This window comes from Bacillus sp. LK2 (assembly GCF_001043575.1).
GTDB lineage: Bacteria > Bacillota > Bacilli > Bacillales > Bacillaceae_G > Bacillus_A > Bacillus_A paramycoides.
The window spans coordinates 134,577-149,023 of record NZ_LDUK01000006.1 but is presented as its reverse complement, the minus strand read 5'-3'; the positions used below and the strand labels follow the sequence as shown (position 1 = coordinate 149,023).

Below are 14,447 nucleotides of genomic sequence, written 5' to 3'. Positions count from 1 at the left end.
GTAGAAAGTAGGTAAAAGGCGTGATTGAGTTTCGAAATGTTTCCAAAGTTTATCCGAACGGTACAAAAGGATTGAATAATATTAATATGGAAATTCAAAAAGGCGAGTTTGTCGTTATGGTAGGGTTATCTGGGGCTGGAAAATCAACACTTCTCAGATCGATTAATCGACTTCATGAAATTACAGGTGGAGAAATTATTATTGATGGAGAATCTATTACTGTTGCGAAAGGAAAAGAGTTACGACGTATGCGACGAGACATTGGTATGATTTTTCAAAGTTTCAATCTTGTGAAGAGATCTACTGTTTTAAAAAATGTATTAGCCGGACGTGTTGGATATCATTCTACATTACGTACAACGCTCGGGCTATTTCCTAAAGAAGATGTAGAGCTTGCTTTTCAAGCCTTGGGACGAGTGAACATCTTAGAGAAAGCATATACGCGGGCTGATGAGTTATCAGGAGGACAACAGCAACGTGTATCAATTGCAAGGGCACTTGCGCAAGAGGCAAAAATTATTTTAGCTGATGAGCCAGTCGCTTCTTTAGATCCGCTTACTACGAAGCAGGTAATGGATGATTTAAAGAAAATTAATCAAGATTTTGGAATTACAATGATTGTAAACTTACATTCTATTGATTTGGCTAGAGAGTATGCGACGCGCATTATTGGGTTACATGCAGGTGAAATTGTATTTAATGGACCTGTAGTAGAGGCAACAGATGAAAAATTTGCTGAGATTTATGGGAACTCCATTCAGAACAGTGAATTGTTAGAGGTGGCAGTCAAATGAATGATGTGACTATACATTCGAAAACGATACCGAAACCCCCTAGTAAACTGAAGCATATGTTAACTGCTGCTATTATCATTTTATTATTGTGGAGTAGCAGTGTACAGGTAGATGCATCATTTTCGAAACTTGTAACTGGCTTTCCAAATATGATGGATTTGCTGAAGGAGATGGTACCACCAGATTGGGGCTATTTTCAGGTAATTACAATGGCGATATTAGACACAATTCGTATGGCTATTATTGGAACGACTTTAGGTGCCATTTTAGCTATTCCTCTTGCATTATTCGCGGCGAATAATGTGTTTTCAAATATGGCTTTATATGGTCCGGCTCGATTCGTTTTAAATTTAATTCGAACGATACCAGATTTATTATTAGCAGCTATTTTTGTAGCGATTTTTGGAATTGGACCACTTCCAGGTATTTTGGCGCTTACTTTTTTCTCTATTGGGCTTGTTGCGAAGTTATTATATGAATCAATCGAATCGATTGATCCAGGTCCATTAGAAGCAATGACCGCTGTAGGAGCAAATAAGGTGCAGTGGATTGTATATGCAGTAATCCCGCAGGTGAAGGCACACTTCGTTTCTTATGTTCTGTATACATTTGAGGTGAATGTACGTGCAGCCGCTGTTTTAGGGTTAGTTGGAGCAGGCGGAATTGGATTATATTATGATCGAACGCTTGGGTTTTTACAATATCAACAAACTGCTTCTATTATTATTTATACACTCGTTGTTGTATTGGGAATTGATTATATAAGTACATTGTTACGGGAGAAATTATGATGAGTGAACCGAAGATGGTGGTACCGAAACCAAGGAAACCGAGTTTATATCGTTGGATTATTTTTATTGCACTTGCAGTTCTCTATATATGGGCATTTTCCGGAGTACCGCTAGAAGGAATAAAGGATACAGCTGGCGAAATTACAAAAGCGATCATGACAGGGGTGTTACATCCAGATTGGTCGTACGTGTCATTACCGGATGGCGAAGACTTATTGCATGGTTTAATTGATACGTTAGCAATCGCAATATTAGGTACATTTATATCAGCATTTTTATCTGTCCCATTTGCATTTTGGGCAGCAACAAATATGAGTACGGAAAAAGTGACTTCTGGAACAGGGAAATTTGTACTAAGTTTTATTCGTACATTTCCGGAGTTAGTTATGGCACTATTATTTATAAAGGCTGTTGGTCCAGGTTCTTTTGCGGGTGTATTAGCTTTAGGACTGCATTCTATTGGAATGTTAGGGAAACTGTATTCGGAAGGGATTGAAAATATAGATAAAGGGCCGACGGAAGCGTTGATTGCAACAGGAGCGAATCGTCTTCAAATACTTTGGCATGCAGTATTACCACAAGTATTACCGGATTTCTTGTCATATACGTTATATAGGTTTGAAATTAATGTACGCTCCGCTTCAATTTTAGGAGTTATTGGAGCAGGCGGAATTGGTACACCCTTAATTTTTGCACTAAGCTCACGAAATTGGTCTCGTGTAGGTATTATTTTACTAGGTATTATTTTGATGGTAATTATTATTGATTTTATTTCGAGTTCGATTCGAAAGAGAATCGTATAAGTGTTTTTTGAAGCACCCACACAAGGTGCTTTTTTGCATAATAAGAGAAATAATTTGGATAGTATTTAATAACACGGGTATATTTCACATTTGTGGATGTAGTGTTTTGTATAAAAATACAGATAATTCTCTTTCTTCCTAAAATAAAAACATTGAAAAAGTATGTCATATTGAATGCCCATACATTGCCGGAATCATTGATTTTTTTATAAAAAATCAAAAAAACATCAACATATTTGTCGATACATGTTGTATAATCTTGCGTGGGAAGCTATCATATAAATGTATAAAACGTTTACTAATATAAGCGAAGGGAAGAATAGCATGTCACATTCAATCGAACAACTTTCTATCAACACGATTCGCACATTATCCATTGATGCGATTGAAAAAGCAAACTCTGGTCACCCAGGAATGCCAATGGGTGCAGCACCAATGGCTTATACATTATGGACTCAATTTATGAAACACAATCCAAATAACCCAACGTGGTTTAACCGTGATCGTTTCGTATTATCTGCAGGTCATGGTTCAATGTTATTATACAGCCTACTTCACCTATCTGGTTACGATGTAACGATGGATGATTTAAAGAACTTCCGTCAATGGGGAAGCAAAACTCCAGGACATCCTGAGTATGGTCACACAGCAGGTGTAGACGCAACAACTGGTCCACTTGGACAAGGTATTGCAACTGCTGTTGGTATGGCGATGGCTGAAAGACATTTAGCAGCAAAATATAACCGTGATGCGTACAATGTAGTTGATCATTTTACGTACGCTATTTGCGGTGACGGCGATTTAATGGAAGGCGTTTCTGCTGAAGCATCTTCATTAGCTGCACACTTAGGATTAGGTCGTCTTGTAGTGTTATACGATTCTAATGACATTTCTTTAGATGGCGATTTAAATCGTTCATTCTCTGAAAGTGTAGAAGATCGTTACAAAGCATACGGTTGGCAAGTAATCCGTGTTGAGGATGGAAACGATATTGAAGCAATCGCAAAAGCAATTGAAGAAGCGAAAGCTGACGAAAAACGCCCAACGCTAATTGAAGTAAGAACGACAATTGGTTTCGGTTCTCCAAACAAATCAGGAAAATCAGCTTCACACGGTTCTCCACTTGGTGTAGACGAAACAAAATTAACGAAAGAAGCATATGCTTGGACTGCTGAACAAGATTTCCATGTATCAGAAGAAGTATATGACAACTTCCGTAAAACAGTACAAGATGTTGGTGAAACTGCACAAGCTGAGTGGAACACAATGTTAGGTGAATATGCACAAGCATATCCAGAATTAGCAAACGAGTTGCAAGCAGCAATGAATGGTCTTCTTCCAGAAGGTTGGGAGCAAAACTTACCAACTTATGAATTAGGATCAAAAGCAGCAACACGTAATTCTTCAGGTACTGTAATTAATGCTATTGCAGAGTCTGTACCATCATTCTTCGGTGGATCTGCTGACCTTGCTGGTTCTAACAAAACATACATGAATAACGAAAAAGACTTCACAAGAGCTGATTACAGCGGCAAAAACATTTGGTACGGTGTTCGTGAGTTTGCGATGGGTGCAGCAATGAACGGTATTGCACTACATGGCGGTTTAAAAACTTACGGTGGTACGTTCTTCGTATTCTCTGATTACTTACGTCCAGCAATTCGCCTTGCAGCATTAATGCAATTGCCTGTAACGTATGTATTCACACATGACAGTATCGCTGTTGGTGAAGATGGTCCAACACATGAACCAATCGAACAATTAGCAGCACTTCGTGCAATGCCAAATGTTTCTGTTATTCGTCCAGCTGACGGTAACGAATCTGTTGCAGCTTGGAGATTAGCTCTAGAATCTACAAAAACACCAACTGCATTAGTGTTAACTCGTCAAGATCTTCCAACATTAGAAGGCGCAAAAGACGATACTTATGAAAAAGTGGCAAAAGGTGCATATGTAGTTTCTGCAAGTAAGAAAGAAACTGCTGATGTAATCTTAATTGCAACTGGATCTGAAGTAAGCTTAGCAATCGAAGCGCAAAAAGCTCTAGCAGCAGACGGCGTTGATGCAGCTGTTGTTAGTATGCCATCTATGGATCGCTTTGAAGCTCAAACTGCTGAGTACAAAGAATCTGTATTACCAAAAGCAGTAACGAAACGTTTCGCAATTGAAATGGGTGCTACAATCGGATGGCACCGTTACGTAGGTCTTGATGGAGATGTACTAGGTATCGATACATTCGGTGCTTCTGCTCCTGGTGAGAAGATTATGGAAGAGTATGGATTTACTGTAGAGAACGTTGTTCGTAAAGTAAAAGAAATGCTTTAATGATTTTAGAAAAATCTCTCCAGCATGGAGAGATTTTTCTATGTAATTGAGTTTTTTCGACAGAAAAAGTTTTTTCTCTCTCCGTAGTCAGACAATCATTGCAAATTTTCTTTTATATAATGTAGGGAAAAGGTTGTCCAGATCGGGAGGGAAAAAATGAAAACGTATGAATTGTATTTAATTCAAGAGGATATTGCGAAAGCTTACTTTGGTCGTGAATATTTATTTTTTGATTTATTTGCTCGATTTTCAGAATCTGGGTCCCTTTCGGAGAAAAAAGTGTTATATAAGCAAATGATGTATATTACAATGCCGTTACAAGTAATGAAAATTCATCATAAATTGGAACAAGCCTTGCGTGTTCTTGGTAAATATGAAAGAACACATCACGCGCATACACTTTATACGGGAGCGGAATATGGTGAAATAATGGTAAAATCACAATATATTCGAATGAATACTTCTGGAAATGTATCCATGGAAACAACTTTCTTTGAGGTGCTTAGAAAGTGTGAGTTAACATTTTTAGCGATGGATTATGAGAATAAAAAGTATGGTTGGTTAAATCCTCTCAAACAAGTACGGACATATGTGTAAAAAATGTCGAATAGTATCTTGTCTTATTGAAATGGTTTTAGTACACTGTAAGGTAGACAACATGAAGGAGGAAAATATATGTCAATTTGGTTAGGTGTTCTAGTGGGCGTAGTAGCACTAGTAGCAGGCGTGGCATTAGGATTTTTCATTGCACGCAAATACATGATGAATTACTTACAAAAAAATCCACCAATTAACGAACAAATGTTAAAAATGATGATGATGCAAATGGGACAAAAACCTTCCCAAAAGAAAATCAATCAAATGATGAGCGCGATGAACAAGCAACAAACAAAATAAGCGCTAAAGGGCACTCTTACCGAGTGCCCTTTCCTTTTGAATCTTGAAAGTGTTTAAAACTTTTAAAAATTCTGTATTTTTGTTAAACTGAAAACATCGCTCATTTTAAGGGAGGAGGATAAATATGAAAGTGTTTTTAAATTTAGGTTGGTTTTTTAAACAAGAAAAACGAGCGTACATAATCGGAATTATTATGTTATTTGGTGTCGCGCTTCTTGAACTTGTAGCCCCCAAAGTACTAGGGATTATAGTAGATGAAATTAATAATGGAACATTAACATCTGAAAAATTGTTGAAATGGGTCATTCTGCTAGTAGTTGTAGGCATTACGATGTACATATTACGCTACTTATGGCGAATTATGATATTCGGATCATCGTTAAAACTAGCCCGTCAATTACGAAAAAATTTATATGAACATTTTACAAAGATGAGCCCAACTTTCTATCAATCACGTCGTACGGGTGATTTGATGGCACATGCGACCAATGATATTCAGGCGATTCAGCAAACTGCTGGATCGGGTGTTTTAACACTTGTTGACTCATTAGCAGTTGGAGGATGTGTACTCGTAGCGATGGGGTTTACAATTAGTTGGAAGTTGACCTTGTTAAGTTTAATTCCGATGCCAATTGTAGCGATTTCTACAAATTATTATGGAACTTTATTGCATAGAAGATTTCATAAAGCGCAGCAATCGTTTTCTGAAATCAATGATAAAGTACAAGAAAGTATGAGTGGGATGAAGGTAATTCGCTCGCTCGGACAAGAGAAAGAGGATTTACAAGCGTTTCGGAAGAAATCGGAAGATGTCGTACATAAAAATATGTTAGTCGCACGTATTGACTCGTTATTCGACCCAACGATTGCACTTATTGTCGGGTTTTCGTTTTTAATCGCAGTTTGTTACGGATCACTATTAGTAGTACGGGGCGAATTAACTGTAGGGGAACTAGTAACATTTACAACATACCTAGGGACTCTTGTATGGCCAATGTTAGCCTTTGGGTGGTTGTTTAATATTATGGAGCGTGGACGCGCTTCATATGATCGTGTGGAGAAAATACTTTCACAAACTTCAGATGTAGTGAATAGGGAAAATGCTATACATACTATAGCAAGTGGTGATGTTTCATTCGCTGTTGATTCGTTTTCTTATAAGAAAAATGAACTATTAAACTTAAAAGATATTTATTTTAACTTAAGAAAAGGTGAAACGTTAGGAATTGTAGGACGTACTGGTGCAGGGAAGACGACGTTGTTAAAATGTTTAATTCGTGAGTATGACCATTTTAATGGTGAATTAAAAGTTGGTGAGCGGGATATTCGAGATTTAACACTTCACGGTGTACGCTCTGCAATTTCATATGTGCCGCAAGATCATTTTTTATTTTCAGCGAGTATTGGGGAGAACATTGCGTTTGGAAAGGCTGATGCTACATATAAAGAAATTACCCGTGCTGCTGAGATTGCTTGTATTCATAATGATATTATTCAATTTCCAGAAGGATATGACACGGTAGTAGGTGAAAGAGGGGTTTCGCTATCAGGAGGCCAAAAACAGCGAATCTCCATTGCGCGTGCGTTATTAACGAATGCTGAAATTTTAATTTTAGATGATTGTTTATCGGCTGTAGATGCAAAAACAGAAGAAACGATTTTAACTGCATTGAAACGGGAAAGAGCAGAAAAAACGACAATTATTACTGCGCACCGTTTAAGTGCGATTCAGCATGCAAATCTTATTCTTGTTATTGATGAAGGTATGGTTGTGCAGCGAGGAACACATGAGCAGCTAATGAACGAAAATGGTTGGTATAAAGAAATGTACGAAAGCCAGCAGTTAGAGGCGTTGGTAGAGAAAGGAGGCGTATGATGGCTGAGAAAAAGCGGAGTGATTTAAGGCGATTGCTTTCTTATATGAGGCCATATAAAGGGTTATTATCGCTAGCATTTATATTTCTAGTTGGTGCAACTGTAACTGAAATGATGGGTCCTTTTTTGATTAAACAATTTCTTGATGAACACTTAGTACCACGCAACTTTGAACAATCGGCACTTGTTACTCTATTTGTAGTGTATATTATTGCTCACTTATTAAAAGTGTTATTTACTTATTTAGACCTATTGTACTTTCAAAATATCGCTTTTAAGATTGTTCAGGATATGCGAGTTGAAGTGTATGAACACGTTCAAAAGTTGTCATTAAGTTTTTTTGATCGTACGCCGATTGGTACGCTCGTATCTCGCATAACGAATGATACGGAAGCGATTAAGGATTTTTATGTTAGTGTACTATCAACATTCGTGAAAAATGTAGTCTTTTTAGTAGGGATTTTAGTAGCGATGTTTTTATTAGATGTAAAATTAGCGCTATTTTCTCTCATATTAATTCCAATTATGTTTACGATTATGGTGCTGTATCGCCGGAAAAGTGCAGCTTTTTATTTAGAGGTACGTAATCAACTAAGTATATTAAATGCAAAGTTAAATGAGTCCATCCAGGGGATGAATATTGTTCAAGTATTCCGACAAGAAAAGCGGATGAGAAAAGAGTTTGAAGAAGTAAACAACAAGCATTATAGTGCTGGACGCCGTACATTAAAATTAGATGCATTACTTTTACGTCCAGCAACAGATCTTGTTCATATTGTAGCAATTGCGTTAGTTCTTGGGTTATTTGGAATCGACGCTTTAAAGAGTCCTGTTGAAGTAGGAGTTTTATATGCTTTCGTTAACTATATTCACCGTTTCTTCCAGCCCGTAAATGAAATGATGATGAAATTGTCTTTCTTCCAGCAAGCGCTCGTTTCATCATCGCGTGTATTTCATTTAATGGATGATAAAGATTTAGCTCCTGTTCAAATGGGGAGTGAGAATCCACGAGTAGATAAAGGAGAAATTCAATTTAAAGATGTTACCTTTTCATATGATGGGAAGCGTGACGTATTAAAAAATGTATCTTTTCACGTAAAGCCAGGGCAAACGATTGCTTTCGTTGGACACACTGGTAGTGGTAAGAGTACAATTATGAATTTATTAATGAGGTTTTACAATATTAAATCAGGGAATATTGTAATAGACGGAGTCGATTTAGAGAAGTTTGGAGAACAAGAAATTCGGAAGAAAATTGGTCTTGTGTTACAAGATGCATTTTTATTTGCGGGAAATGTAAAGCAAAATATTCGTATGTATAATGAAGAAATTACGGATGAAGAGATAGAAGAAGCAGCACGATTTGTGCAAGCGAATACGTTTATTGAAAAATTACCAGAGCAGTATGATACAGAGGTAGTCGAAAGAGGAGCTGCATTTTCTAGTGGTCAAAGGCAATTAATTGCTTTTGCTAGAACGATAGCAACCAATCCGAAAGTATTAGTATTAGATGAAGCGACGGCAAATATTGATACAGAAACTGAAGAGGCTATCCAAACGGCATTACAGCAAATGCGAAAAGGTAGAACAACGATAGCGATTGCACACAGATTGTCTACAATCCAAGATGCGGATCAAATATTTGTTATGCATGAAGGGGAAATCATAGAAAGAGGAACACATCAAGAGTTACTTAGTAAACAAGGACTTTACTACAATATGTACTTACTACAAAATAAAGGGAGTTTACAAAAGGCCTTGTAATTACAAGGCTTTTTTGAGGTATTAAAAGTGTATTAATGGAGTTTCTGGTGGACGGTGTAGTTTCGATGCCACTTTTTTCTTATACGTCGTGTCCTATAACTGAAGTTGTACATATTATATACGGAATAAAAAAATTTGATAGGAGCTTTTATATGCAAAATAGATCCAGTTCAAATATTACGTTTATTGATGTGTCTCATTGGGAGGGAAACATTGATTGGAATGCTGTAAAGTCATCTGGCATTCCAGCGGCGTACGCAAAAGCGACGGAAGGTGTGAACTATATTGACCCTACTTTCGTTCAAAATGTACAAGCTGCGAGAAATGCGAAAGTATTAATCGGTGCATATCATTTTGCGCACCCAGAAAAAAATGATGCAATTTCAGAAGCGAAATATTTTGTGAATATATTACAGAGTAATCAGACGGACTTAATTCCTGTTTTAGATTTAGAATCGCCAACGAATTCTAGCAATAGTAGTTTAACGGGTGCGACTATATCGAATTGGGTAAGAAGTTTCGTAAATTATGTGAAACAAGCTACTGGGAAAAATGTAATGTTATATACAGGAGTTTGGTATATTAATGAATTCGGAATTAACGGGTTAAGTGACATTCCACTTTGGATTTCCAGATATTCTAGTACACCGCCTGCTGATGCTGGTGGATGGACAGAGTGGACAGCATGGCAGTACACAGGTTCTGGTCAAATTTCAGGTGTAGGAAATTGTGATGTATCAGCAGCTGTTTCATTAGAAGCTTTACAAGGAAATGGAGCAAGTGGTGGAGGTAATGTTTCTCAACCTAATAATGCAACTCCAGTATACGGAGTTGCTGTAATTAATGGAGATAATGTAAATTTGCGAAGTGGACCATCTTTACAGTCTAGTGTAATTCGCCAATTGAATCGTGGTGAATCATATGAAGTTTGGGGAGAACAAGATGGATGGCTCGGCTTAGGGACAAATCAGTGGGTATATAATGATTCAAGTTATATTCAGTATAAACATTATGTGGCAACTATTACTGGCGATAATGTGAATCTGCGAGACGCTCCGTCATTAAACGGGAATGTTATAAGACAGTTACATCATGGTGAATCATATCGAGTATGGAGTAAGCAAGATGGATGGCTTTGCTTAGGGACAAATCAATGGGTATACTATGATTCAAGTTATATTCAATATGGTGTGCAATAAAGTGAAACCTTAATTGATGAGGATTCTCCACACTGAATATTGGACAATTGACCAGTACCAATTGGTTTTTACCAGCAGTCTTACTATAAAAAGGTATCTTACTTGAGGTGCCTTTTTATAAAAAAATATAATTTTTATAAAGTGTATATTAAAAGCATAGTATAATATAATCGATATATTTATAAAAATAATCGGAAATGAAATAAAGGAGAAAAAACATGGAGTATGTGCTAATAGGTGGAATTTTAATATTATTAGCTGCAGTGTTTGTACTGTTTTATAAAAATAAACAGTTAGAATCAGAGAGTCAGCAAGTAGAATTTGAAAAGAAACAAGCGATTGAAACGTATGAAAGTGAAATTGCAGCTACGATTACAGAGCATAAAGAACAACAAAGTACTTTAAAGAATATGGAACAGAAAAAATATAATGATTTACAAGTGAGTACAGCTAGAGAACTTGAAAATATGCGTATGATGAAAAATCAGCTAGCTGTTCAACATAGTAAAGAACGCAGTGAAATGCAAGATAGGCATAGTAATGAACTACATATGTTTCAAAATTTAATTGCAGATTTACGAGAGTATGCCAAAAATAGTGCTGAAGTGAATACACATGAAACATTACATTATATGAAACGAGGTTTTGTTGAACAAGGAATCATACTAGAAGATGAGTTTCATATTATGCCGAACGTTTTTATGAGAAGTAATAAATATAGAGATAAACGTGAAATAAACGATAATCGAATCCATCACCTCATCTTATGCAAAACTGGCATTTATCTAATTGAGACGAAAGAATGGACAGGGAAATTAATCCATGGCTTAACGAGAGAAAATGCGGGTATATATTCATTTATGATTGATGAAATCGGCAAGTATCAATATGAAATTGAAAAAGAAGAGACATTTGAATTTATTACGGATGGAACTTCATTAACTTTGCAAGTAAGAAATGAAGGGAATCCAGCATATAAAGCGAAAAAATTAGCTCAAACTGTATATAATTATTTGGAAGGAATACAAGTAGATATTGTAAAGGAAAAAGTGAAACCGGTTGTATATTTTGAAAATGAGAGTGGCAAAGAAGTTATTGACCTTTCTAATGAAAAATTGCCGAGATTAAAAGATAGAGAGCAAATTGTAACGTTTTTCAGAAATGAAATTTTAACAGGTAAAGTAATATATACAGCACAAGAACTACAAAAGATTAGAGATATAATTGGCCAGATGAATTATGTTACGAAGTGAAAAGTAAAGTGAGATTTTAGTCAGTGAGGGTATCCATCCTACGCTGACAATTAGTTATACCAATGGGGCTTTTACGGGCAAACTAATTTCCACTTAATTTCTTTGCTGTACGGCCGAATTTTGAGGTGTGAGTCATACTGAGCTTAAATAGTGGGATAAAGTAGGTGTGCTGGGTGAAGAAAGGTAAAAGTTCTATATTGTGGGGGATATTGTACATTTATTTTTGTTTGTATATATTAATGTACATTGCGTTTATTATCGTTATTAATATGGTTCATGTGTCATTGAGCGTAATGAGTGTTTTGGTAGTAGGAATACCGTTTATTTTATTAGTTATTATTCAAAAGTCTATCTTACATGTTTCGGAAAGGCGTAATAAAGATAAGAAACAACTGTTCACAGTAATGATGGTGGGTCTCATTCCATTAATAGTGTGCACTGTACAATTAAGTATAAATGAATATACTTCAAACTTTAATCAGAATCGGTGGTTAAATTATGAAGAAAAACGGGTACATATGGTAGATGACCTATTACAGCAGTATAAATTGATAGGAAAATCCAATGATGAAATTATAAAATTGTTGGGGGCCCCTACGGAAACAAGAGGTTTGGAAGAGGGAATTACTACTTTGTATTATCTTGGGAATGAACGTGGTTTCATTTCTATAGATAGTGAATGTCTTGTGTTGCAATTCGATAGAGATGGTAGGGTTATAGACTATAAGGTGCAACGAGATTGAAATAGTGAGAGGAAGAAGCTATACATTTTATAGCTTCTTTTCTATATTCCAATATAGAAAAAGTAGGCAAATAGTAGTCATTCCTATCTATACGAATGGGGTAGAGTTTGTTATATTGTATATGGCTATCTAGTTTAGAAGTTTACTAGATAGGATTAAATTTTTAGATTAGGGAGGGAAGTTAACACGAATTTTGATATAAGCGTGTTAAATAATTAGTATGAAAAAAGGATTTTATAATGTTTTAGCTGCATCAATTGTATTTAGTTTGGTAACGATTCCAAGTTCTTCCTATGCTGACACAGTAGAAAAGACCGTAACAATTTCAACTGACGAGCAAGCTTTAAAAAGTATTGAAACCCATATGAAAGATGAAGATGGGCGTGGAGAGGACAAAGGAATAACAAATGAAGCGCAAGGAGATTTTCTTGTACATATAATAAGTTCAACACCTTTATATGATTCTGCTGATTTACAAAAAGCGACAGGTGTTCAGATTTCAAATCAAGTAGTGAAAGCTGAGAAACGAAAAGGAAACGCTTACTATGTTGAAACATCATCTGGAGCTGGCTGGATACAAAATAGTGAAGGAAATGTAGAGGTTAAGGGAATTTATCACTTATCAAACGAACAGTTAGTAATTAATGAAGAAACAGCTACATATTCCGCACCATTCAATTCATATAAAGAAGAGAAAGTATTACAGCCGCAAACAATTATTGCTATTGGACAAGCTGGAGAGTGGTTCCAAGTCCAAATAGATAATGAGGTGAAATGGATCTATTCACCTTCAGCAAAATTTGAGGGTACAAAAGCATCTCTTATTCAAAGCACAACCCCAACTCGTAAGAAAAGTGAAGCAGTTATGTATGCAGCACCATCAGCAGAGAAAACAACGGATATTTACGGTGTACCATTAAAGGAAATGATTGTACCGACAGGAAATGAAAATATTCGTCCAGGCTATGCGATGAAACCAAAATACATTACAATTCATGAGACAGATAATTATAGTGTTGGAGCAAATGCTAGAAACCATGCACAATATTTATACAGTCAAGCAACAGGAACGACTGATCGTTCGGCATCTTGGCATTTTACAGTAGATGATAAAGAAATTTATCAACATCTACCATTAAATGAAAATGGCTGGCATGCTGGAGATGGAGCAGAAGGAACTGGTAATAGAGAATCAATTGCTATTGAAATTGCTGTCAACCAAGATGGTGATTATAATAAAGCTGTGGAAAATGCTCGCAAACTAGCGGCTTATTTAATGGGGGAATTAAATATTCCTTTAGAAAATGTGAAAAAACATCAATTTTGGAGCGGGAAAAATTGTCCGGCTATTATGATAAAGAATAATGCATGGGAACCATTCTTACAGGGAACAAAAGCTTACTATGATGCAAATCATAAAGATGATATTACAGGCGGTTGGTATGAAGCTGATATTCGTGAATTAAATAAAAGAGGTATTATGGTTGGAGATGGAAATGGTTCTTATTGGCCTGAGCGTCTTGTAACACGCGGGGAATTTGCGAATTTAGTTTCAAGATCATTACAATTACCAGAGGGGAAATCGAATTTCAAAGATTTAAACACAGCGCATCCATCGCTAGTAGATGGTATTAATCGTGCAGCTAGTGCTGGGATTATAAGTGGACGAGGAAATGACCTATTTGCACCGAATGATACGATTAAACGTGATGAAGCTGTCATTATGATTGATCGAGCGTTACAATACAAAAATATTAAGGGTAATTTAGTTCAATTACCATTCACGGATCAAAATTTAGCGTATGATAAGCAAGCTGTTCAACGTGTTTATGGGCTTGGAATTGTAAAAGGAAATGAGAACAATGAGTTTATGCCGAAAGGTTCCGCAACACGTGGAGAATCGGCAGCATTTATTAATAGAATGCTAAAAGTAATAGAGAGTAAATAATATAGAAAGGCATTCGCTTTAGCGAGTGCTTTTTTATTTTTCAATATGTTATAGA

The 14,447-nt window shown here is 36.2% G+C and carries 12 protein-coding genes; all 12 read left to right on the top strand.

From position 1 onward, the window contains the following. Window positions 1-20 precede the first annotated feature (20 nt). The 12 genes from phnC to VK90_RS06810 all read left to right on the top strand — a co-directional run bounded on the left by phnC (window position 21) and on the right by VK90_RS06810 (window position 14,392). The gene (phnC, locus tag VK90_RS06865) at window positions 21-794 is read left to right on the top strand and encodes a phosphonate ABC transporter ATP-binding protein (RefSeq protein ID WP_048371485.1); all 774 of its coding nucleotides are present in this window, start codon (window positions 21-23) and stop codon (window positions 792-794) included. Then, the gene (gene phnE, locus VK90_RS06860; RefSeq protein ID WP_048371483.1) at window positions 791-1,585 is read left to right on the top strand and encodes a phosphonate ABC transporter, permease protein PhnE; all 795 of its coding nucleotides are present in this window, start codon (window positions 791-793) and stop codon (window positions 1,583-1,585) included. The genes phnC and phnE (VK90_RS06860) overlap by 4 nt, the downstream gene beginning before the upstream one ends. After that, a complete protein-coding gene (gene phnE, locus VK90_RS06855; protein ID WP_048371482.1) occupies window positions 1,585-2,388 on the top strand; it encodes a phosphonate ABC transporter, permease protein PhnE in 804 nt (267 codons plus the stop codon). The genes phnE (VK90_RS06860) and phnE (VK90_RS06855) overlap by 1 nt, the downstream gene beginning before the upstream one ends. Window positions 2,389-2,712: 324 nt before the next feature. Next, a complete protein-coding gene (gene tkt, locus VK90_RS06850) occupies window positions 2,713-4,713 on the top strand; it encodes a transketolase (RefSeq protein ID WP_048371480.1) in 2,001 nt (666 codons plus the stop codon). 156 nt (window positions 4,714-4,869) lie between these two features. Further along, window positions 4,870-5,310: a sporulation inhibitor of replication protein SirA gene (gene sirA / locus VK90_RS06845; RefSeq protein ID WP_048371478.1), complete on the top strand. Its 441-nt coding sequence runs from the start codon at window positions 4,870-4,872 to the stop codon at window positions 5,308-5,310. Between the two features lie 78 nt (window positions 5,311-5,388). After that, complete coding sequence (locus VK90_RS06840; RefSeq protein ID WP_002172951.1) at window positions 5,389-5,610, top strand: YneF family protein; 222 nt, start codon at window positions 5,389-5,391, stop codon at window positions 5,608-5,610. A 124-nt stretch (window positions 5,611-5,734) separates the two neighbouring features. After that, on the top strand, window positions 5,735-7,486 hold the full coding sequence (locus tag VK90_RS06835) for an ABC transporter transmembrane domain-containing protein (RefSeq protein ID WP_048371476.1): 1,752 nt from the start codon (window positions 5,735-5,737) through the stop codon (window positions 7,484-7,486). Further along, window positions 7,486-9,249 carry an ABC transporter ATP-binding protein gene (locus VK90_RS06830; protein WP_048371474.1) on the top strand — a complete coding sequence of 588 codons (1,764 nt, stop codon included), beginning with the start codon at window positions 7,486-7,488 and terminating at the stop codon, window positions 9,247-9,249. Before VK90_RS06835 ends, VK90_RS06830 begins: the two co-directional genes overlap by 1 nt. A 152-nt stretch (window positions 9,250-9,401) precedes the next feature. Continuing rightward, window positions 9,402-10,448 carry a GH25 family lysozyme gene (locus tag VK90_RS06825; protein WP_048371473.1) on the top strand — a complete coding sequence of 349 codons (1,047 nt, stop codon included), beginning with the start codon at window positions 9,402-9,404 and terminating at the stop codon, window positions 10,446-10,448. A 218-nt stretch (window positions 10,449-10,666) separates the two neighbouring features. Then, on the top strand, window positions 10,667-11,701 hold the full coding sequence (locus tag VK90_RS06820) for a nuclease-related domain-containing protein (protein ID WP_048371471.1): 1,035 nt from the start codon (window positions 10,667-10,669) through the stop codon (window positions 11,699-11,701). Between the two features lie 173 nt (window positions 11,702-11,874). Beyond that, window positions 11,875-12,444: a hypothetical protein gene (locus VK90_RS06815; RefSeq protein ID WP_048371469.1), complete on the top strand. Its 570-nt coding sequence runs from the start codon at window positions 11,875-11,877 to the stop codon at window positions 12,442-12,444. A gap of 220 nt (window positions 12,445-12,664) precedes the next feature. Then, window positions 12,665-14,392: an S-layer homology domain-containing protein gene (locus VK90_RS06810; protein WP_048371467.1), complete on the top strand. Its 1,728-nt coding sequence runs from the start codon at window positions 12,665-12,667 to the stop codon at window positions 14,390-14,392. Window positions 14,393-14,447: the final 55 nt, after the last annotated feature.

Bases quoted from the DNA above. Each gene is read 5' to 3' on its own strand.
- phnE (WP_048371482.1), top strand. From the start codon at position 1,585: ATGAGTGAACCGAAGATGGTGGTACCGAAACCAAGGAAACCGAGTTTA.
- VK90_RS06825 (WP_048371473.1), top strand. From the start codon at position 9,402: ATGCAAAATAGATCCAGTTCAAATATTACGTTTATTGATGTGTCTCAT.
- sirA (WP_048371478.1), top strand. From the start codon at position 4,870: ATGAAAACGTATGAATTGTATTTAATTCAAGAGGATATTGCGAAAGCT.
- tkt (WP_048371480.1), top strand. From the start codon at position 2,713: ATGTCACATTCAATCGAACAACTTTCTATCAACACGATTCGCACATTA.
- VK90_RS06820 (WP_048371471.1), top strand. From the start codon at position 10,667: ATGGAGTATGTGCTAATAGGTGGAATTTTAATATTATTAGCTGCAGTG.
- VK90_RS06830 (WP_048371474.1), top strand. From the start codon at position 7,486: ATGGCTGAGAAAAAGCGGAGTGATTTAAGGCGATTGCTTTCTTATATG.
- VK90_RS06840 (WP_002172951.1), top strand. From the start codon at position 5,389: ATGTCAATTTGGTTAGGTGTTCTAGTGGGCGTAGTAGCACTAGTAGCA.
- VK90_RS06810 (WP_048371467.1), top strand. From the start codon at position 12,665: ATGAAAAAAGGATTTTATAATGTTTTAGCTGCATCAATTGTATTTAGT.
- phnE (WP_048371483.1), top strand. From the start codon at position 791: ATGAATGATGTGACTATACATTCGAAAACGATACCGAAACCCCCTAGT.
- VK90_RS06835 (WP_048371476.1), top strand. From the start codon at position 5,735: ATGAAAGTGTTTTTAAATTTAGGTTGGTTTTTTAAACAAGAAAAACGA.